Source organism: Nocardioides sp. LHD-245, from assembly GCF_030929495.1.
Lineage (GTDB): Bacteria > Actinomycetota > Actinomycetes > Propionibacteriales > Nocardioidaceae > Nocardioides.
The window spans coordinates 524872-543109 of sequence record NZ_JAVFWN010000001.1 but is presented as its reverse complement, the minus strand read 5'-3'; the positions used below and the strand labels follow the sequence as shown (position 1 = coordinate 543109).

The following is an 18238-nucleotide window of genomic DNA, read 5'->3' as shown; positions in this document are numbered from 1 at the left end:
TCAGGCGCCGCGGAGCGCGGCGTCGCACGACGGGGCGCCGCCCGGCTCGCGGGCGGCCGGATCCTCGAGGCCGGCGAGCAGGTCGCTCCAGCTGCCGAAGTCGGCCACCTTGGCGCGCGGTGGCACCGCGATCCGGACCTGGCCGCTGCCATAGTTGCGGTAGTCGATCTGCACGCGTATCGCACGCATGGTCGGCTCCGCCACGAGCCGGCGCAGTTCGCGCGGCACACCGCCCTTGGATGCCGCGAGCGCGTCCACGAGGTCGGCAGCCTCGTACTCGATGGACCTATAGCGCGGCCCCGCTCCGACATCCGCCACCGCACGGACCCGTGCTCGGGGATCGAGCGGCTTCCTCGTTGGTCCACCCAGCTGCGGGAGGGCCGCCGGCAGCGCCTCGTCCAGCCGGAGCTCGACCACCACCTGGTCGCCGAAGCCCTGCGGCCCAGTGGCGCCGGCGGGGAGCTCCAGGAAGCCGAGAGCGACCGGCTCGAGAAGCAGCAACGCCTGATAGGGCAGCCCCATCGGGCCGCCCTCCTCGGGGCCGCCGGTCATATGCATCCAGCAGTCCATCGGCCTGCCGTCCACCGTCGCCCGTACCCAGGTGTCCTCGCCGAGCAGGCGCAGCTCATAGCGGTCGTCCTCGCCCATCTCGATCGTGACCTCCGCCGCCAGCTGCTCGGCGTCGAAGCGTCCCTCGATCGGCGTCTCCCAGAAGCCTCCGCCGGTCCAGGACACGTCGAAGTCGGCATCCGGCTCCTCGAGCAGCCGCTGCTCGGCGGCGTCCACCAGCGCCTGGGCCTCGCGCTTGGTCCCCGGGACCACCTGTACGCCGGCCCCGTCGTCCCCCTCGCCGTCGCTGGCCTGATCGGCTCCGCCTCCGGCCCGGTCTTCGAGCCGACCCGCCTTGCCTGCGCTCAGCTCGTCGGTGAGCGCTTCGGGAACACCACAGGCCGCCAGGACGGAGGCGAGCGCCAGGGCACCGGTGAGCATGGTGAGGGAACGGACCCGGGAGCAGGAGGCCATGACGCATCCTCCCAGTTGTCGGGGCCGGGCGCCGGGTTTCGTGGCACCGGGCACCTGCACGGGATCTGCACGTCTCCCGCCCACCTCCCGCCCGGCCGGCGGCCTAGCGTGCGGGACATGAGGACCTCACCCACCTGGTACGCCGTCGGGCTGGTCGTCGCGCTCGGCACGACGCTCGTCATCGGCTTCGGCATCGCCGCCCTCGGCATCGTCGGGGACGGCGGCCCGCCCGACCTGCTGTACGCGGGCGCGCTCGCGGTCGGCGCCGTGGGCGTCGCGGTCGCCAGGCTGCGGCCGCACGGCATGGCGCTGGCGCTCGGCGCCACCGCCGTCGCCGTCCTCCTCGCCGGGGCGGTCGCCGTGGCCGCGGGGCTCGCCGAGGACGACCAGACACTCGACGTATTCTGGCTCAGCGCCGGCTTCGCCGGACTCTTCGGCCTCGCCGCGTGGGCGTTCGAGCGGTCGGACGGCGCACGGCACGTCGCCCGACCGAGGTGACGGGCGCCGCGCGAGCGAGCCGCCCGATCGGACCCGGCAGATCACCGGCCGCGGATGCACGCGAGCCAGAACCTGGCGTCGGTGAGGGCCGGGGTCGTCGTACGCCGTCGCCCCCTTCGTCCCACACGTCACACCGGGCGGGCACTTCCTGCACCTGTCGGGCGTTGCAATGCCCGACAAGTGCAGGAATCGCCGGTCGACCGGCGATTCCTGCAGCCGGTCACAACAGGTCCACCGGCTCCCGGTCACCGACACCCGGCACCGCGCAGTCGCGGTCCTCGACCGCGCAGTGCCAGGCCCAGCAGAGCTGCCCGGCACCGACGCCGACCAGCGCCGCGACGGCGAACCCGAGGGCGGAGCCGCCGATGACGGGGACGACGGCGACGGCCGTGACGGCGTTGAGGACCAGCGTGATGAAGGTGGCCATCGACACCACGGCACCCCGCCGGCCGGGGAAGCGGTCGAGCAGCATCAGCTGGAGGGTCGGGTAGGTGATGCCGTTGCCGAGTGAGATGAGCGAGACGCCGATGACGGCCCAGGGCATCCGGTCCCCGAGCGGCGTCGCGGCGACGACCACGGCGACCACCCCGCCCGCGAACGAGGTGGTGCATCCCCAGGAGATCAGGCGGCGGGCGGAGATCCGGCCGGCGGCGCGGCCGCACAGCCAGGAGCCGACCATCATCGCGCCGATCATCGGGACGAACAGCTTCCAGAAGTCGAGCTCGCCCTGCCCGAGGACGTCGACGACGAACACCGCGGCGCCGCCGATGTAGAGGAACTGGGCACCGAAGATCAGGGCCGTCGCCCAGCCGAGCCGGTGGAAGGCGCCCTCGCGCACGACCTGGACCAGGCCGCCGAGCACCGCACCGACCCGGAGCGGCACCCGCCGCTCACGTGGGTGGGTCTCGGGCAGCAGGAAGACGACGGCCAGCACCAGGAGGACGCCGAGTCCGGCCTGGAAGGCGAAGATCAGCGGCCAGGGGCCGACCTGGAGCAGCACCCCGCCGAGCAGGGGACCGATCGCGGGAGCGAGGCCGAAGATGATCGCGACCCGGCTCATCAGCCGCTGTGCCTGCGGTCCGTCGAACAGGTCACGGATCACGGTCCGGCTCACGATGGTGGCGCCACCGGCGCTCAGCCCCTGCAGTGCCCGGAACACGAGGAGCACCGGCAGGCTGTCGGCAAGCGCGCACCCGAGCGAGGCGAGGACGTAGACCACGATCCCGGCCGCCATCACCGGCCGGCGCCCGACGGCGTCGGAGAGCGGGCCGTGGAACACGCTCATCAGGGCGAAGGACCCGAGGTAGACGGTGACGATCAGCTGGAGCGCCTCGGTGCCGGCCCCGAGCTCGCGGCCCATCTCGGGGAACGCCGGGAACGGCGTGTCGATGCTGAACGGACCGATCATCGAGAGCGCCGCCAGGACCGCCGGGACGAGGACGGCGTATCGCCAGCCGATGCGTTCGCTCACTCGCGCATCATTCCCTACCGACTAGGTCGTGTCTCCCAGGGCGGCGCCGTCGCGAGCGGCGTTTGCGGCCGATCTGGCAAGGCGGGGACGCGAAGGCATGCCGGGTCGCACGTCGAGCGGCCCCAACGCAGCCAGATCGAGTCGGAAACGTCGCGCAGCAGGCGCGGACTTGGGAGACACGGCCTAGACTCGGGGAGATGCCGCCCGTTGAGCGCAGCACGTCCGCAACGACACTCGGGGAGGTCGACCTCCACCTGGTGGCGGAGGGTCGACACGAGCTCCTGTGGCAGGTCCTCGGCGCCCATGTCCACGACGCCGGCGAGGACGGCGGGGAGCCCGGGACCAACTTCGTCGTCTGGGCCCCGAACGCCCGCAACGTGAGCGTCGTCGGCGACTTCGACGGATGGGACGGCAACGCCCACCGGATGACGGCCGTCGGCTCGGGCCTCTGGGAGATCTTCGTCCCCGGGGTCGGTTCGGGCGCCTCCTACAAGTACGTCGTGGAAGGCGCCGACGGGATCTGGCGCCACAAGGCCGACCCGATGGCCTCCCACGCCGAGGTCCCTCCCGCGACCGCGTCACGCGTGTTCACCAGCCGCCACGTCTGGCAGGACGACGCCTGGCTCGCCGCCCGCGCGGACCGGCAACCCGTGCGCGAGCCGATGGCGACCTACGAGCTGCACCTCGGCTCGTGGAAGCGCCACCCCGACGGCTCCTTCTGGACCTACGACGAGCTGGCCGCGGATCTCCCCGCCTATCTCGCCGACCTCGGTTTCACCCACGTCGAGCTGATGCCGGTCATGCAGCACCCGTTCGGCGGCTCCTGGGGCTACCACGTCACCGGCTACTTCGCACCGGACGCGCGCTTCGGCGACCCCGACGGCTTCCGCCGCCTCGTCGACGCCCTCCACGCCGCCGGCATCGCCGTGATCCTCGACTGGGTCCCGGGCCACTTCGCGACGGACGAATGGGCGCTGGTCCGCTTCGACGGCACCCCTCTCTACGAGCACGCCGACCCGCAGCGCGGCTGGCACCCCGAGTGGGGCTCGCACATCTTCGACTTCGGCCGTCCCGAGGTCCGCAACTTCCTGGTCGCCAACGCTCTCTACTGGCTCGAGGAGTTCCACGTCGACGGCCTGCGCGTCGACGGGGTCGCCTCGATGCTCTACCTCGACTACGGCCGCAAGGACGGCGAGTGGTCCCCCAACAGGTACGGCGGCCACGAGCACCTGGAGGCGGTGCAGTTCCTGCAGGAGCTCAATGCCACCGCCTACAAGCGGGTGCCCGGCATCGTCACGATCGCCGAGGAGTCGACCGCGTGGCCGGGTGTGACGGGAGCGACGTCGGGCGGCGGGCTCGGCTTCGGGTTCAAGTGGAACATGGGCTGGATGCACGACAGCCTGCGCTATCTCGCGCACGACCCCGTGCACCGCGCGTACCACCACGGCGAGATGGCCTTCTCGCTCGTCTACGCCTTCTCCGAGAACTACGTGCTCCCCCTCAGCCACGACGAGGTGGTCCACGGCAAGGGCTCGCTGGTGCGCAAGATGCCCGGCGACCGCTGGCAGCAGCTCGCCACGCTGCGCGCCTATCTCGCCTCCATGTGGGCCCATCCCGGCAAGCAGCTGGTGATGATGGGCACCGAGCTGGGCCAGGAGACCGAGTGGGCCGAGGCCCGCGAGCTCGACTGGTGGCTGCTGCAGAAGCCCGAGCACGCGGGCATCCGCGACTTCGTGCGCGATCTCAACGCCCGCTACCGCGAGGAGCCCGCCCTGTGGCGCCTCGACAACGACCCGGCGGGATTCGCCTGGATCGACGCCCAGGACGCCGGGCACAACGTCTTCTCCTTCGTCCGCCGCTCCGGGGACGCCGGGACGCCGGACCTGGTCTGCGTCACCAACTTCGCGGCGGTCCCCCACGACTACCGGCTCGGGCTGCCGGTCGCCGGCGAGTGGGTCGAGCTGCTCAACACCGACGCCACGGCGTACGGCGGCAGCGGGGTCGGGAACCTCGGGGTCGTCCACGCGCGGGCGGCCGGGCCGCTGGAGTCCGGCGCCCCCGGCGGCAGTCCCGCGTACGCCGACCTGGTGGTGCCCCCTCTCGCCACCCTGTGGTTGCGCTCACCCGTAGGGTGACCCCGTGCCCGCGCCCGAGCCCGAGATCAGCCACCGGACGGTCGACGACGGCACCGCCCGGCTGACCTGGACCTCCGACCTCACCGAGCGCGGCTGGCAGGCCGCCGTCGACGTGGTGCGCCGCCAGGTGGCCGACGCCCTGACCGACCACGAGCGGGTCGAGGTCAAGGTCGCGATCGACGACACCGACGCGCAGCGGATCGCGACCTGGTCGGGGTTGCGGCGCGAGGGTGTGCAGCGGGGGCGGGCCGGTGACGTCGTGGTCTACGCCCGCCTGGTCGACGACACTCCCGTGCACGAGCCGGGTGGCTTCCGGGCTCTGCTCAACTCGTTCCTGCCGCGCAAGCGCGGGATCGGCCAGATGCTGATCCGCGACGCCGAGCTGGCCGGCGCGGACGGCCCCGCGCCGCGGGTGCTGATGTGCAACCTGACCTACAAGGCCGACTGGGACCTGCCCGGCGGCGTGGTCGAGGTGGGCGAGTCGCCGTGCGTCGCGGTGGCCCGTGAGGTCGAGGAGGAGCTCGACCTCACGATCGAGGCGGGTCCCCTCCTGCTCACCGACTGGCTGCCGCCCTGGGGCGGCTGGGACGACGCGCTCTGCCTGGTCTTCGACGGCGGCGTGCACCCCGCCTCGATCGTGCAGCAGGTCGTGCCACAGGCCCGGGAGATCAAGACCGCCGACTTCCTCACCCTCGCCGAGATCGACGAGCGCGCGGCCGACTTCACCGCCCGGCGGGTGCGGGCCGCCCTGGCGAGCCTGGCCGGGACGGGTCCGGCGTACACCGAGTCGGGTCGCTGAGGGTCGACGGTTCACCTACCGGAATCGTCGCGGATCCAGCGGATCCACGACGATTCCGGTAGGTGCGCGACGACACCGCCACCCCGAGCACGAGGACCGCTCCCCCGACGAGCTCGCCGGCCGAGGGCACCTCGTCGAGCAGCGCCCAGGCCGAGCCGATGGCGACCGGAGGGACGAGCAGGATCCACGGCACGACGGCCGCCGACGGGTTGCGGGAGAGCAGGCCGTTGAAGATGCCGTAGCCCACCAGCGACGCGAGAGCGGCGGTGTAGAGGGTCGACAGCGCGGCGCGGCCGCCGAAGGCGGCGATCCCGTCGGCCACCGCGGCCGGGCCGTCGAGCACGAGCGAGAGCAGCACCAGCGGCACGGGTACGACGAGCGCAGACCACACCGTGAGCGAGAGCCCGCCGGTCGCGCCCGAGGCCCGCGAGACGACATTGCCGATCGCCCACATCAGCGCGGCGGCCAGGCACAGCGCCAGCGCGAGCGCCGGGACGTGGCCGCCGCGACCGAGCCCGACGACCACCAGCCCGACGACGCCGAGCACGACCCCGAGGACCTGAGGCCGGGTCGGCCGCTCGTGCAGCGCCGCGGCGGCCAGCAGGATGGTCAGCACCACCTGGGCCTGCAGCACCAGGCCGGCCAGCCCGGGCGGCATCCCGGCGTCCATCGCGACGTACAGGAACGCGAACTGGCCCAGCGACATGAACAGGCCGACCGCCGCCACCGTGCGCCACGGCACCGGCGGCGGGTCCAGCAGGAAGACCGCCGGGAGGACCACGGCGAGGAAGCGGGCGGCGAGGAACAGCAGCGGGGGCACCTCGCCCATGCCCCAGTCGATGACGACGAAGTTGAAGCCCCAGATCACGGCCACGAGGGCGGCGAGGGACTGGTCGCGGCGGCTCACGCCGTCCAGCATCCCCGTCACAACGTTGAAGCACCAGCGAAGAGAAGTGCACTGGATGATGTAGCGTCGTTGCATGATCGACCTGGATGCGCTCGTCTCCCTCCGCGCGGTCGCCACCCACGGCTCCGTGGTCGGCGCCGCGGCGGCGACCGGCTACACCCCGAGCGCGATCTCGCAGCAGGTCAAGCGACTCGAGCGGCAGACCGGCGTCCCGCTGCTGGAGCGGGTCGGTCGCGGGGTGATGCTGACCAGCCATGGTCGCCACCTGGTCGACGCCGGCGAACGGGTCCTCGCCGACCTCGAGCTGCTCGAGACGTCCCTGCAGCAGCGGGCGGGCGTCGTCACCGGCCGGATCCGGCTGGCCGCCTTCTCCACCGCGATGCGCGGCCTGGTCGCCCCGATCGCGCGCAGCCTGCGCGACGCCCACCCCGGTCTCGCCCTCACCCTGCGCGAGGCGGAGCCCTGGGACGTCGTCGAGCTCGTCGCCAGCGGCCAGGTCGAGCTCGGCATCGTGCACCGCTGGGGCGGGGTCCCGCTCGCCGTGCCCGACCACGTCGCCGCCACTCCCCTGCCCGGCGACGTCGCCGACCTGATCGTCCACCGCGACGACCCGCTGGCCCGGCGCGACCGGGTCACGCCGCACGACCTCCTCGATGTCGGCTGGATCGCCACCCCCGAGAGCACGATCTGCCGCCAGTGGCTCTCCCGGATGTACGACGGCACCAGCCGTCCGCCGCGGATCGCGCATGTCTCGGCGGAGTTCGAGTCCCACCTGGCCCTGGTCCGCGCCGGGCTCGGGGTCGCGCTGATCCCCCGGATGGGACGCGCGGGGCTCGGCGACGACCTGGTCGCCGTACCGGTGGCCGAGCCGGAGCCGGTGCGCCTCATCGACGCCCTGCACCGGCGCACGATGGCCGACTCGCCTGCCGTGCGGGCGGTGCTGGACGCGTTCGCCCGGATCTGAGCCACGCACCTACCGAATTTGTCCTCAGAGCGGCCGGTTCTCGACAATTTCGGTAGGTGAACCGCCGTCCAGGGCGGCCCGGGCGAGGTACGTCGCGCCGGCGACCGCCGCGGGCATCACCAGGATGCCGCCCAGCGGCACCAGGAAGCAGGCCTGGACGCACACGCCGAACCCGAGCATCGCGCCGCGGTGGCGTCGCATCAGCGCGGCGCGGGCGGCCCGGTCCATGCCGCGCGCCTCGAGCGGACGCGACACGAGCTCGCCGGCGAGCAGGCGCCCGGCCACGACCAGGCCGAGCACCGCGCCGACGACGGTGCCGACGACGGGCAGCAGGCCGATCACGAAGACCCCGATCGCGGTGAGCAGGCCGAGGACGACGAGCACCAGCCCGTCGATCGCGCCGCGGCCCCAGCCGACACCCCGGTCCGGGACCTCGCCACCGAGCGAGAGCTCGACCTCCTTCCAGATCTTCTCGTAGAAGGGGTCGCCCACGGCGAGGGTGAGGCCGGTGAAGGTGACGATGGCGAGCATCGACGCACCGGCGAGCACCAGCAGGTAGAGCGCGCCGCGGAACAGGCCGCGCACCGACTCGTCCCAGTCGTCGGCGAACGGGGTGGCCCAGCCGACGACGTCGTCGGCGACGAAGACCAGGGTGACCAGGAGCGCCAGCACCACGACGCCGACGACCAGGGCGGGCAGGATGCCCAGCAGCATCAGCCGCGGCCGCTCCCGCCACAGACGCAGCCCGCGGAGCAGGAACCCGGCACCGCGCCCGAACCCCATGTCACCACGCAGCCAGGTCACGTCGGCCGGCAGCGTGGCGCACGGCCGCGCAGCGGCATGGTGCGCCGCCCGCGGGCCGAGCGGAGCGAGGTCCGTGCGGCAAGCAGCGTCTGCGACACGCTCGGCCCATCAGGTCACGTCGGCCGGCAGCGTGGCGCACGGCCGCGCAGCGGCACGGTGCGCCGCCCGCGGGCCGAGCGGAGCGAGGTCCGTGCGGCAAGCGGCGTCTGCGACACGCTCGGCTCATCAACTCAGAACAACGCGGAGGCGAGGGCCTGACGGCCCTTGAGCACCCGCGGATCGTCGTTGCCGACGGCCCCGAACAGGCCGACCAGGTGCTCGCGGGCCTTGTCGCGCTCCTTGCCGGCCGTGCGCCGGACCAGCTCGACGAGGCGCGCGAAGGCGTCCTCGACGTGGCCGCCGAGCATGTCGAGGTCGGCGACCAGGGTCTGGGCGTCGACGTCGTCGGGGTTCGCGGCGGCCGCCGCGCGGGCCGCGTTGAGGTCGGCGCCCTGGGTGCGCTGCAGCACCTTCGCCATCGCCAGTCCGGCCGCCGCCTCGTGGTCGACCGGGTTGGCGTCGACGAGCTTCTGGTACTCCGCGACGGCGGCGTCGATGTCGCCGGCCGCGAGCGCGTCCTGTGCCGGGACGTAGCGGGGATCGATGTCGGCCTCCTCGCCCTCGGCCACCTCGCCACCGGGAGCCGCACCGAAGGCGTTGGGCTGGTGCCGGCCGGTGATGCCCTGGGCGGTCAGCTGCTGCGCGAGCTGGTTGAACAGGGCCCGGATGTCGTCGATGGGCGCCGCGCCGGGGATCGGCTGCGTCGCCGGGCGACCGTCGAGCAGCACCAGCATCAGCGGCACCTGCGGGATCTGCATCGCCTGGGCGATCTGCGGCACCGCGTCCACGTCGATCGTCGCCGCGAGGAACCGGCCGTCGTACTCGTCGGCGACGGTCGCCACGTCGAGTGCGAGCTGGGCGCTCTCCGGAGACTGGGACGGCGAGGTGAAGACCAGCACGACCGGGGCGGTCATCGACGCCTCGAGCACCGACTGGAAGTTGGCCTCGTCGACCGCGACGGAGTAGGCCGACGTGGACCCGCCGCCACCGCCGGCGGGCGCACCCGGCGCGCCACCCGCGGGCGGCGGGGTCCGCTTGAGGGCGGACAGGTCGATCGCGCCGGGACGGGAGAACGGCTGCTGCGTCATGGGGGCAATCCTACGAAAGCGACCGAGGCGTCTCATCCGGAGGGGACGGGGACGTGCCGGATCGTGCTGTCGACGCCCGTGCCCTCATCGATAGCCCAGGTCGGCGGCGCAGGCGTGCGCGGCGTCGCGCAGCACCTGGACGATCCGCGGCAGCGCGTCGCGGGCGTAGCGCACGCTCGGCATCGAGACGCACAGGCCGGCGACGGCCTCGCCGTCCGCAGCACGCAGCGGTACGCCGACCGCGACGATGCCGCGCTCCGAGCGCCCTCGGTTGACGGCGAACCCGGCGCGCCGGATCCGGGCCAGCTCGGCGCCGAGCCGCGCCAGGTCGGGCCGGTCCTCGGGGTCCTCGTCGGCGAAGACCGACGGGAGGTCCTCCGGCGCGAGCTCGGCGAGGAGGAGCAGACCGGCCGACGTGCGGTGCACGGGGAAGACCACGCCCTCCCGTGAGCTGACCCGCAGGGCACGGCCGCACTCGACGCTCGCGATGCAGCGGGACGTGGCGCCCGCGCGGATGAACAGGTTGGCCGACTCGCCCAGGTCCCGGACCACCTGCCGCAGGTGCGGGAAGGCGGCCTCGCGCATCCGCGCGGTGAGGGAGCGCGAGTGCTCCGGCAGCCGCAGCACCGGCCCCACCCGGTAGGTGCGGCTCTCGTCCTGGATCGCGAAGTCCCGGTAGACCAGCATCGCCAGCAGCCGGTGCGCCGTCGACCGGGCCACCCCGAGCCGCGCCGCGACCTGGGTGACGCTGACCTTGCCCTCCATCTGCAGCATCACCGCGATCCGCAGCGCGTGGTCGACGCTGGACACCGCATAGGGCGGCGGGGTCCGCATCTCGGGATCCGACGACACGCGCATCTCTCCTCGGGTGGCGACATACCGCACTTGTTCTGGTCAGCAGAACATGGCGAGCCTGTGTTCGGCGATGGAGAACTCTTGCACACATGAGTGCGACCCATGCCCCCACTCCCGTCCGGCTCACCGCCGTCGACGGTCCCGACCAACCGGACGTGACACCCGCCCTGGAGGCCCTGTACCGCGGCTTCGAGCGAGAGCTCCTGGTGCCCCTGTGGACCGAGATCGGCGACCTCATGCCCGCCCAGCCGCGGTCCCGCGCGGTCCCCCACCGGTGGCGCTGGGACACCCTCCGCGCCCTGGCCGCCCAGGCAGGCGACATCGTCCCCGTCGGTCGAGGCGGCGAACGCCGCGCGATCGCGCTGGCCAACCCCGGGCTCGACGGGCGACCGTTCGCGACCCCGACCCTGTGGGCCGCGATCCAGTACCTCATGCCCGGCGAGGACGCGCCCGAGCACCGGCACACCCAGCACGCCTTCCGCTTCGTCGTCGAGGGCGAGGGCGTGTGGACCGTCGTCGGCGGCGACCCCGTCCCCATGCGCCGGGGCGACTTCCTGCCCCAGGCCGGCTGGAACTGGCACGCCCACCACAACGCCACCGCCGAGCCGATGGCCTGGATCGACGGCCTCGACATCCCGTTCCAGTACGCCACCGAGACCCAGTTCTTCGAGTTCGGGCGCGACACCGTCTCCGCCGCCGAACGGACCACGCCCGACCGGTCCCGCTCCGAGCGGCTCTGGGCGCACCCGGGTCTGCGGCCCCTCGGCGCCACGCCCGCGCCCCCGGCCGGTCCGGGTACGCCGCTGCTCGCCTACCGGTGGGAGCACACCGACCGGGCGTTGAACGACCAGCTCGCCGTCGAGAGCGAGGGCCACGGTGGGACCGTCGAGCCCGGACACGCGGCCGTCCGGTTCACCAACCCCGCCACCGGCGCCGACGTCCTGCCCACCATCCGGGCCGAGATGCACCGCATCGTCCGGGGTCACGAGACCGCACCCGTGCGCGAGACCGGATCGTCGGTCTACCAGGTGTTCGACGGCTCCGGCACCGTCACCGTGGGCGACCACGCCTGGACCGTCATCCGCGGCGACCTCTTCGTCGTCCCCTCCTGGCAGCCGTTCTCCGCCCGCTCCGAGGCCGGCACCACCGACTCCGACACCGGCGTCGGCGGCGGCACCCTCGACCTCTTCCGCTTCTGCGACGCACCCGTCTTCGAAGCGCTCCGGCTCAACCGACAGGACCTCACCTCATGACCAGGCTCGCCACCATCCGCACCGCCGCCGGCACCCGCGCGGTCCGCCTCGACCGTCGCGACGGACGCGACGTGCTGGTCGATCTCGGCCACGGCGACCTCGGCACCTATCTGGCGGCGGGATCGCCCGACCCGCTCCCCGACGCCGCGACGTACGACGTCGCGGGCGCGGATTTCGCGCCCGTCGTACCGCACCCGTCGAAGGTGATCTGCGTCGGACACAACTACACCAACCACATCAAGGAGATGGGCCGCGACCTCCCGGCCTATCCCACGCTCTTCCCGAAGTTCGCCGACACCCTCGTCGGTGCGCATGACGACATCGTCAAGCCCGCCGAGACCGACGCCCTCGACTGGGAGGTCGAGCTCGTCGTCGTCATCGGCGAGCAGGTACGACGGGCCACCGAGGCCGAGGCCGAGGCCGCGATCGCCGGCTTCACGGTGATGAACGACATCTCGGTCCGCGACTGGCAGTTCCGCACCATCGAATGGACCCAGGGCAAGATCTGGGACTCGAGCACCCCGGTCGGCCCCTACCTCGTGACCCCCGACGAGCTCCCCGGCGGTGTCCGCCCCGCCCTGGCGGTCACCACCACCGTGGACGGCCGGACCATGCAGTCCGACGACACCGCCACCCTGCTCTTCGACCCGGTCCACCTCGTCCGGTACGTCTCGACGATCACCCGGCTCAACCCCGGCGACCTCATCGCCACCGGCACCCCTGCCGGCGTCGGCCACGCCCGCGACCCGAAGGTCTACCTCGTCGGCGGCGAGACCGTCACCACGCACATCGAGGGCCTCGGCGCCTGCCGCAATCGGATCGTGAAGGAATGACCAGGACGCCGGCCGACCTCCTGCGCTGGATGCGCGAGGGGCAGGAGCTCTTCGACGCGACCGCGGCGCGGCTCGACGCCGCGGCCTGCGCCGCCCCCAGCACGCTGCCGACCTGGACCCGGGGCCACGTGCTCGCCCATGTCGCCGCCAATGCCGATGCCCTGCTCAACCTGGCCCGCTGGGCGAGCAGCGGGACCGAGATCCCGATGTACGCCTCCCCCGAGGAGCGGGCCGCGGGCATCGCCCGGGGCGGCGTGCTGCCCCCGGCGCGGCTCGCCGGCTGGCAGGCCCGCTCGGCGGACGCCCTGGCGGCCGCGCTGGGCGAGCTCACCGACGAGCAGTGGTGCCGCGAGGTGCGCACCGCCCAGGGCCGGACCGTGCCCGCGACCGAGATCCCCTGGCTGCGAACCCGAGAGGTCATGGTGCACGCCGTCGACCTCGACCTCGGAACGACCTTCGCGGACCTGCCGGCGGACGTCCTGGCGGCGTTGGACGCGGAGGTGAGCGCCCGCCGCGGCCCGGATCTGCCCGAGGTGACGGGCCCGCTCGCCGACCGGGTCGCCTGGCTGACCGGCCGGCCGCACCGTCCGGGCGGGCTGAGCCGACCGGACGGCACGCCGGCACCCGACCTGGGGCCGTGGCTGTGACACTGCCTGTTGTGCGCACCGCACGAGGCACGGGCTGAGAGGAGATCCCGGTGATGCACCAGATCGTGGAGGCGCAGGCCACCGCACCGGACCACGAGCCGCTCCACCAGTACGGGCGGCTGCGGACCAGCGATCCCGACGAGGCGCAGCACGTCGTCGCCGACGTGTACGAGCCGCACGTGCTCACCCCCGACCGCTCGACCACGCTCCGGGCCCGGATGAACGCCGTCCAGAGCGGCGAGCTGACGATCGGGTACCTGACCTACGGGCTCGCAGCCGGCATCGACCTCCCGCCGAACGACAGCTGGTACCACATCAACGTCACCCTGCGCGGCGACAGCACCGTGACCCGCTCGGACGGCTCCACGACCGCCACGACGGGCCGCAGGAGCGCGGCGGTGCTCCTGCCGCACCACCGCCAGGCCATCGCCTGGAACGCCGACACCGAGCAGCTCGCCGTACGCATCCCCCGCGAGGCGCTCGAGGCGCAGGTGGCCACGTTGCTCCAGCGGCCCGTCGACGGGCCACTGGAGCTCGGGCTGAACGTCGACCTCACCACGCCGGCCGGACGCGGACTGCTCCGGGCGCTGGACTTCGTCGTCTCCGAGTGGGACGCCGACGGCCTGATGGCGCACAACGCCCTGGCCCGCCGACAGCTGGAGTCGCTGGTGCTCAGCAGTCTCGTGCTGGCCTCGACCGGCCCGCACCAGAGCGTGCTGGAGGAGGAGTCCACCAGCCGGCCCGAGGTGGTCCGTGCGGTCTGCGAGCACATCGACGCCCGCGCCGCGGACCTCCCGACCCTGGCGGACCTCGTCGCCGTCGCGGGCGTCGGAGCCCGCACCCTGCAGAGCCAGTTCCGCGCCACGATGGGCTGCACACCGATCCAGTACCTGCGCCAGGAGCGGCTGCGCCGCGTCCGGGCGGAGCTGGACGCCCCGCGGTCGGCCACCGCGACGGTCACCGACGTGGCCACCCGCTGGGGGTTCTACCACCTCGGCCGGTTCTCCTCGACGTACCGGGCGACGTTCGGAGAGCTGCCCTCGCAGACCCTGGAGCGCGGCCTGCGCGGACACGTGCCGGGGCGGCCGGTCGACGACGACCGGCCGCCCCGCGACGTCGCGCTGCTCAGCCCAGCACCTGCACCAGGTGCTTGACCTCCTGGAACTCCTCCATCGCACGGTGCCCGTTGAGCCGGCCCAGGCCACTCTGCTTGACGCCGCCCTCCTCGAACTGGTCGAGCACGAGCGCCCAGGCGTTCAGCCACACGGTCCCCGCCTCCAGCGCGTCAGCCATCCGGAGCCCGCGCTGCCCGTCGGCCGTCCAGACCGAGGCCGCCAGGCCGAACTCGGTCGCGTTGGCCCGCGCCACCGCGTCCGCCTCGTCGTCGAACACCTCGAAGGTGGCGACCGGCCCGAACAGCTCACGCTGGACCAGCGGCGAGTCCACGTCGGCGACCTCCAGCAGCACCGGCCGGCAGTAGGCACCGTCGGCCAGCTCCGGCTCGTCCGGCACCCCGCCGGGCACCAGCACCGTGGCGTCCCCGAGGTGGTCCTCGACGAGGGCGGCCAGCCGGTCCCGGCTGGCCCGGTCGATCATCGGGCCCATCTGGGACTCCGGGTCGTCGCCGGGGCCGACCCGTACCGCGGCGAGCGCCCCCGCGAGCCGGGACCGCACCTCGTCGGCGACCCCGCGTTGCACCAGCACGCGGCTCCCGGTCATGCAGAACTGCCCGCTGAAGGTGGTGATGCCGGCGACGATGGTGCCGACCGCCCGGTCGAGGTCGGCGTCGTCGAAGACGATCATGGGCGTCTTGCCGCCGAGCTCGAGGGAGACCCGCTTGAGCCGTGGCGCGGCCGCCGCCATGATCTGGCGGCCGACCGCGGTGCTCCCGGTGTAGCTGATCACGTCCACCTCCGGGGAGTCGACGAGGTGCTTCGCGATGTCGCTGCCCGACTCGGTCACCATGTTGAGGACGCCCGGCGGCAGCGAGGGGCAGCCCGCCAGGATCTCGGCCAGGCGGGCGTTGACGAGTGCCGTCTGTGCCGCCATCTTGACCACGACGGTGCAGCCGGCCGCCAGCGCCGGGGCGAACGAGCGCACGGCCAGCACCACCGGTGAGTTCCAGGGCACGATCACCCCGGCGACACCGACGGGCACGGGGACCAATGTCGACAGCACGCCGGCCTTCGCCTGGTCGCCCCGTCCGCTCCCGGTGAGCGCCATCGCGGCGTAGTAGCGCAGCTTCGACGGCGTCAGGCTCAGCTCGAAGTGCGCCTCCGGCAGGATCTTGCCGTTCTCCAGAGCCAGCGCCAGGGCCAGCTCGTCGGTCGCGGCCTCGACCGCGTCGGCCATCTCGTTGAGGACCTTCGCCCGGAGCTGTCGGTCCCGCGTCCAGTCGGTGGTGGCGAAGGCGCGGCGCGCCGCGGCGACGGCCTGCTCGCCGAGGGGCAGCTGGGCGTCGTCGTACTCCCCCAGGATCGATCCGTCCGCGGGTGCGTGGGAGGTGGCCGTGACGCCGGAGGTCAGCCACCGTCCGTCGACGAGGTGGGCGGCGGGCACGTGCTCGAGGGTGAGGCTCATGTCGTGGGTTCCTTTCGGGAATCGGTGTGCGGGTGCGGGGGCCGACCGGTCCGGGGCCCTCGCCGAGCGGCCAGCGGGGTGGGACCCAGCCGGGTCCCCTCCGGGAGGGCCGTGAGCGAGACGACCTGGTCGACCAGGGCGCCGAGATCCGCACGGACGTCGGCGTCCAGCGGCGCGCCGGACAGCAGCCGGTCGGCGAGGAACAGCGGGTGGGGTGCGGTCAGCGCGCCGAACCAGGCCAGGACGTCGCGCAGGTGCCGCTCGGCGGCCAGCGCGTGCTCGGGAGCGGCCGCCACTGTCAGGATCGCCACCGGCCGCGTCCCGAAGGCCGCCACGGGGAGCTGGTCGAAGAGCAGCTTGAGCGTCGCCGGGAACGAGGCCCGGAAGACCGGGCTCGCCACCAGTACGCCGGACGCCGCCGCGACCTGCTCGGCGGCGTCCTCGGGCCACACGGTCGGGGTCAGCGGGCTCAGCCGGACCGCCCGCCACCCGGGGTGGCCGGTCGCGTGCTCCTCGGCCGCGTCCAGCGCCCGGGCGAGCTTCCCCGGGGGCGTCGGGCTCCCGTAGATCGTGAGGAGGGTCTTCACGACGCACCTCCGGTGGCGAGGAAGTCGCCGCGGAAGTAGAGCAAGGGCGTCGTGGCCGGCCCCGCCTCGAGGGTGCTGACCGCGGCGATCGCCAGCAGGTGGTCGCCCGCGTCCACCTCCCGGACCAGCTCGCACTCGATCCATGCGAGCAGCCCCTCGGGGCGCGGCAGACCGGTCGAGGACGGCCGCCAGGCGACGTCACGGAGCTTGTCGGTGCCGCTGCGGGCCAGGGCCCGCGCCAGCTCGTCCTGCCCCGCGGCCAGCACGCCCACCCCGAAGCGACCGTACTGCCGGATCCTCGGCCACGTCGTCGAGGTCCGCTGGACGCTGATCAGCACCTCGGGCGGGTCGAGGGAGAGCGCGCTGAACGCCTGGCAGGTGAAGCCGACCGGCTCCTCGTCGTGGAGCGAGGTGACGACGGTCAGGCCGGTGCAGAAGCGTCCCAGCACGTCCTTGTACGTCTCCGGGTCCGGAGCACCGCGACCCGGGGCCCGGCCGGAGCGCACGTCCTGCTCCGGCCCGGCCCGCAGTACGCCGGCCATGCTCACTCCCGCAGTCCCGCCTCGCGCATCAGCGGGAGCACGGCCTCGCCGAAGTAGGGCAGCTCCTCGACGTAGTCCAGGAAGCCGACCATCATGCCGCCGATCCCCGCCTGCTCGAGCTCGAGGAGCTGCTCGACGATCTGCTCCGGCGTGCCGATGAGCGGATAGCCGCCGTACCCGAGGATGAAGCGCTCCTGGAGCGCCTTGACCTTGTCGAACGAGCCGCTCTCGGAGCCCAGGCCGGCGGAGACCATCTTCGCGACGGCCCAGTCGCCCTTCTCGAGGATGTGGTCGAGGAGCTGCCGGGTCTCCTTCTCCGTGTCGCGGCAGATGATGTTCCCGTAGCCCAGGATGCCGAGGTCCCGGCCCTGCGCCTGCGCGATCCCGCGCACCTGTGCCGCCGTGGTGCGTGCCTCGTCCACATCGGCGAACGCGATGAAGTTGAAGTCGCACTCCCGGGCGCAGAACTCCAGCCCGGCGGGCGAGTTGCCGGCGTTGACCAGCACCGGCCACGGCTCCTGGATCGGCTTGGGATCCGACATCGCGTCCTTGATCTCGAAGAACTCGCCGGAGAAGTCGACCCGGTCCTGGGTCCACATCCGCTTGGCGATCTCGATCCACTCCGAGCCGAACCGGTAGCGGGAGTCGTGCTCACGCTGGGTGCCGCCGAACATCTCCATCTCGGCCTGGTACCAGCCCATGGTCATGTTGAGCCCGAAGCGCCCACCCGAGATGTGGTCCACCGTGACCGACTCCTTCGCCGCCACGATCGGGTGCTTGGTGGGCACGTGGGTGGTGGAGAAGACCATGATCTGCTCGGTCGCCTGCGCGATGCCGGCCGCCCACGTGTGGGTCTCGTAGTTCTCGCCGTTGAAGTTCGTGTCGCCGCCCATGCCGCGGTAGCGCGCCACCGGGAGCATCGCCTCGAAGCCCAGCCCGTCGGCGATCTGGGCGATCCGCTGGGTGTGCTCCCAGCTCAGCTCGTAGCTGCTCTCCGCATGGGTGGCCATCAGGCCGTGACTGCAGTTCGAACCGAAGATGCCGAGCTTCATCTTGTTCCGGTTGTACATCGCCACGCCACTGGCTCGTCGGGCCTCGACCAGCTCCTCGTAGGAGAGATCGGGGCGAACGGTGCTGACGGTCATTGCTCCTC

18 protein-coding genes are annotated in these 18238 nt (G+C 73.0%); 8 read left to right on the top strand and 10 right to left on the bottom strand.

Annotation, left to right across the window (positions count from 1 at the left end):
* Entirely contained in the window at positions 1 to 1023 is a 1023-nt protein-coding gene (locus RB608_RS02590; protein WP_308086211.1) for a hypothetical protein, read from the bottom strand.
* 117 nt (positions 1024 to 1140) lie between these two features.
* Between RB608_RS02590 and RB608_RS02585 the strand changes: the two genes are divergently transcribed.
* Positions 1141 to 1521: a hypothetical protein gene (locus RB608_RS02585; protein WP_308086210.1), complete on the top strand. Its 381-nt coding sequence runs from the start codon at positions 1141 to 1143 to the stop codon at positions 1519 to 1521.
* 220 nt (positions 1522 to 1741) lie between these two features.
* On the opposite strand, the gene RB608_RS02580 is transcribed toward RB608_RS02585, so the two are convergent.
* A complete protein-coding gene (locus RB608_RS02580; protein ID WP_308086209.1) occupies positions 1742 to 2992 on the bottom strand; it encodes a multidrug effflux MFS transporter in 1251 nt (416 codons plus the stop codon).
* A 197-nt stretch (positions 2993 to 3189) separates the two neighbouring features.
* Between RB608_RS02580 and glgB the strand changes: the two genes are divergently transcribed.
* On the top strand, positions 3190 to 5127 hold the full coding sequence (gene glgB / locus RB608_RS02575) for a 1,4-alpha-glucan branching protein GlgB (protein WP_308086208.1): 1938 nt from the start codon (positions 3190 to 3192) through the stop codon (positions 5125 to 5127).
* 4 nt (positions 5128 to 5131) lie between these two features.
* Entirely contained in the window at positions 5132 to 5926 is a 795-nt protein-coding gene (locus RB608_RS02570; RefSeq protein ID WP_308086207.1) for an NUDIX domain-containing protein, read from the top strand.
* Here the strand turns inward: RB608_RS02570 and RB608_RS02565 are convergent.
* Complete coding sequence (locus RB608_RS02565; RefSeq protein WP_308086206.1) at positions 5850 to 6833, bottom strand: EamA family transporter; 984 nt, start codon at positions 6831 to 6833, stop codon at positions 5850 to 5852. The two genes, RB608_RS02570 and RB608_RS02565, sit on opposite strands and share 77 nt — an antisense overlap.
* A gap of 73 nt (positions 6834 to 6906) precedes the next feature.
* Between RB608_RS02565 and RB608_RS02560 the strand changes: the two genes are divergently transcribed.
* Positions 6907 to 7797 (top strand): LysR family transcriptional regulator, encoded by an 891-nt coding sequence (locus tag RB608_RS02560; protein ID WP_308086205.1) that lies wholly within the window; start codon positions 6907 to 6909, stop codon positions 7795 to 7797.
* A gap of 24 nt (positions 7798 to 7821) precedes the next feature.
* On the opposite strand, the gene RB608_RS02555 is transcribed toward RB608_RS02560, so the two are convergent.
* The 3 genes from RB608_RS02555 to RB608_RS02545 all read right to left on the bottom strand — a co-directional run bounded on the left by RB608_RS02555 (position 7822) and on the right by RB608_RS02545 (position 10640).
* Positions 7822 to 8601, bottom strand: a complete 780-nt coding sequence (locus tag RB608_RS02555; RefSeq protein WP_308086204.1) for an EI24 domain-containing protein — start codon at positions 8599 to 8601, stop codon at positions 7822 to 7824.
* A 230-nt stretch (positions 8602 to 8831) separates the two neighbouring features.
* Positions 8832 to 9788, bottom strand: coding sequence for a tetratricopeptide repeat protein (locus tag RB608_RS02550; RefSeq protein ID WP_308086203.1), 957 nt, complete (start codon positions 9786 to 9788; stop codon positions 8832 to 8834).
* An 84-nt stretch (positions 9789 to 9872) separates the two neighbouring features.
* Positions 9873 to 10640, bottom strand: a complete 768-nt coding sequence (locus RB608_RS02545; protein WP_308086201.1) for an IclR family transcriptional regulator — start codon at positions 10638 to 10640, stop codon at positions 9873 to 9875.
* 92 nt (positions 10641 to 10732) lie between these two features.
* Between RB608_RS02545 and RB608_RS02540 the strand changes: the two genes are divergently transcribed.
* From RB608_RS02540 to RB608_RS02525, 4 genes are read left to right on the top strand one after another with little or no spacing between them, the layout of a single operon-like run.
* Positions 10733 to 11896, top strand: coding sequence for a cupin domain-containing protein (locus RB608_RS02540; protein WP_308086200.1), 1164 nt, complete (start codon positions 10733 to 10735; stop codon positions 11894 to 11896).
* Positions 11893 to 12729 carry a fumarylacetoacetate hydrolase family protein gene (locus RB608_RS02535; RefSeq protein WP_308086199.1) on the top strand — a complete coding sequence of 279 codons (837 nt, stop codon included), beginning with the start codon at positions 11893 to 11895 and terminating at the stop codon, positions 12727 to 12729. Before RB608_RS02540 ends, RB608_RS02535 begins: the two co-directional genes overlap by 4 nt.
* Positions 12726 to 13376: a maleylpyruvate isomerase family mycothiol-dependent enzyme gene (locus tag RB608_RS02530; RefSeq protein WP_308086198.1), complete on the top strand. Its 651-nt coding sequence runs from the start codon at positions 12726 to 12728 to the stop codon at positions 13374 to 13376. Before RB608_RS02535 ends, RB608_RS02530 begins: the two co-directional genes overlap by 4 nt.
* A gap of 53 nt (positions 13377 to 13429) precedes the next feature.
* On the top strand, positions 13430 to 14530 hold the full coding sequence (locus RB608_RS02525) for an AraC family transcriptional regulator (protein ID WP_308086254.1): 1101 nt from the start codon (positions 13430 to 13432) through the stop codon (positions 14528 to 14530).
* Here RB608_RS02525 and RB608_RS02520 read toward each other — a convergent pair.
* The 4 genes from RB608_RS02520 to RB608_RS02505 are packed head-to-tail and all read right to left on the bottom strand — an operon-like array spanning position 14502 to position 18230.
* Positions 14502 to 15956: an aldehyde dehydrogenase family protein gene (locus RB608_RS02520; RefSeq protein WP_308086197.1), complete on the bottom strand. Its 1455-nt coding sequence runs from the start codon at positions 15954 to 15956 to the stop codon at positions 14502 to 14504. The two genes, RB608_RS02525 and RB608_RS02520, sit on opposite strands and share 29 nt — an antisense overlap.
* A complete protein-coding gene (locus RB608_RS02515; RefSeq protein ID WP_308086196.1) occupies positions 15953 to 16543 on the bottom strand; it encodes an NADPH-dependent FMN reductase in 591 nt (196 codons plus the stop codon). Before RB608_RS02515 ends, RB608_RS02520 begins: the two co-directional genes overlap by 4 nt.
* Positions 16540 to 17085 (bottom strand): flavin reductase family protein, encoded by a 546-nt coding sequence (locus tag RB608_RS02510; protein WP_308086195.1) that lies wholly within the window; start codon positions 17083 to 17085, stop codon positions 16540 to 16542. The genes RB608_RS02515 and RB608_RS02510 overlap by 4 nt, the downstream gene beginning before the upstream one ends.
* A 2-nt stretch (positions 17086 to 17087) precedes the next feature.
* On the bottom strand, positions 17088 to 18230 hold the full coding sequence (locus RB608_RS02505; protein ID WP_308086194.1) for an LLM class flavin-dependent oxidoreductase: 1143 nt from the start codon (positions 18228 to 18230) through the stop codon (positions 17088 to 17090).
* Positions 18231 to 18238 lie beyond the last annotated feature (8 nt).

What these genes read in the sequence shown, in the direction of transcription:
- RB608_RS02590 (WP_308086211.1), bottom strand. Translation starts at nt 1,023, where the DNA reads ATGGCCTCCTGCTCCCGGGTCCGTTCCCTCACCATGCTCACCGGTGCC.
- RB608_RS02585 (WP_308086210.1), top strand. Translation starts at nt 1,141, where the DNA reads ATGAGGACCTCACCCACCTGGTACGCCGTCGGGCTGGTCGTCGCGCTC.
- glgB (WP_308086208.1), top strand. Translation starts at nt 3,190, where the DNA reads ATGCCGCCCGTTGAGCGCAGCACGTCCGCAACGACACTCGGGGAGGTC.
- RB608_RS02560 (WP_308086205.1), top strand. Translation starts at nt 6,907, where the DNA reads ATGATCGACCTGGATGCGCTCGTCTCCCTCCGCGCGGTCGCCACCCAC.
- RB608_RS02550 (WP_308086203.1), bottom strand. Translation starts at nt 9,788, where the DNA reads ATGACGCAGCAGCCGTTCTCCCGTCCCGGCGCGATCGACCTGTCCGCC.
- RB608_RS02540 (WP_308086200.1), top strand. Translation starts at nt 10,733, where the DNA reads ATGAGTGCGACCCATGCCCCCACTCCCGTCCGGCTCACCGCCGTCGAC.
- RB608_RS02535 (WP_308086199.1), top strand. Translation starts at nt 11,893, where the DNA reads ATGACCAGGCTCGCCACCATCCGCACCGCCGCCGGCACCCGCGCGGTC.
- RB608_RS02530 (WP_308086198.1), top strand. Translation starts at nt 12,726, where the DNA reads ATGACCAGGACGCCGGCCGACCTCCTGCGCTGGATGCGCGAGGGGCAG.
- RB608_RS02525 (WP_308086254.1), top strand. Translation starts at nt 13,430, where the DNA reads ATGCACCAGATCGTGGAGGCGCAGGCCACCGCACCGGACCACGAGCCG.
- RB608_RS02520 (WP_308086197.1), bottom strand. Translation starts at nt 15,956, where the DNA reads ATGAGCCTCACCCTCGAGCACGTGCCCGCCGCCCACCTCGTCGACGGA.
- RB608_RS02510 (WP_308086195.1), bottom strand. Translation starts at nt 17,085, where the DNA reads ATGGCCGGCGTACTGCGGGCCGGGCCGGAGCAGGACGTGCGCTCCGGC.
- RB608_RS02505 (WP_308086194.1), bottom strand. Translation starts at nt 18,230, where the DNA reads ATGACCGTCAGCACCGTTCGCCCCGATCTCTCCTACGAGGAGCTGGTC.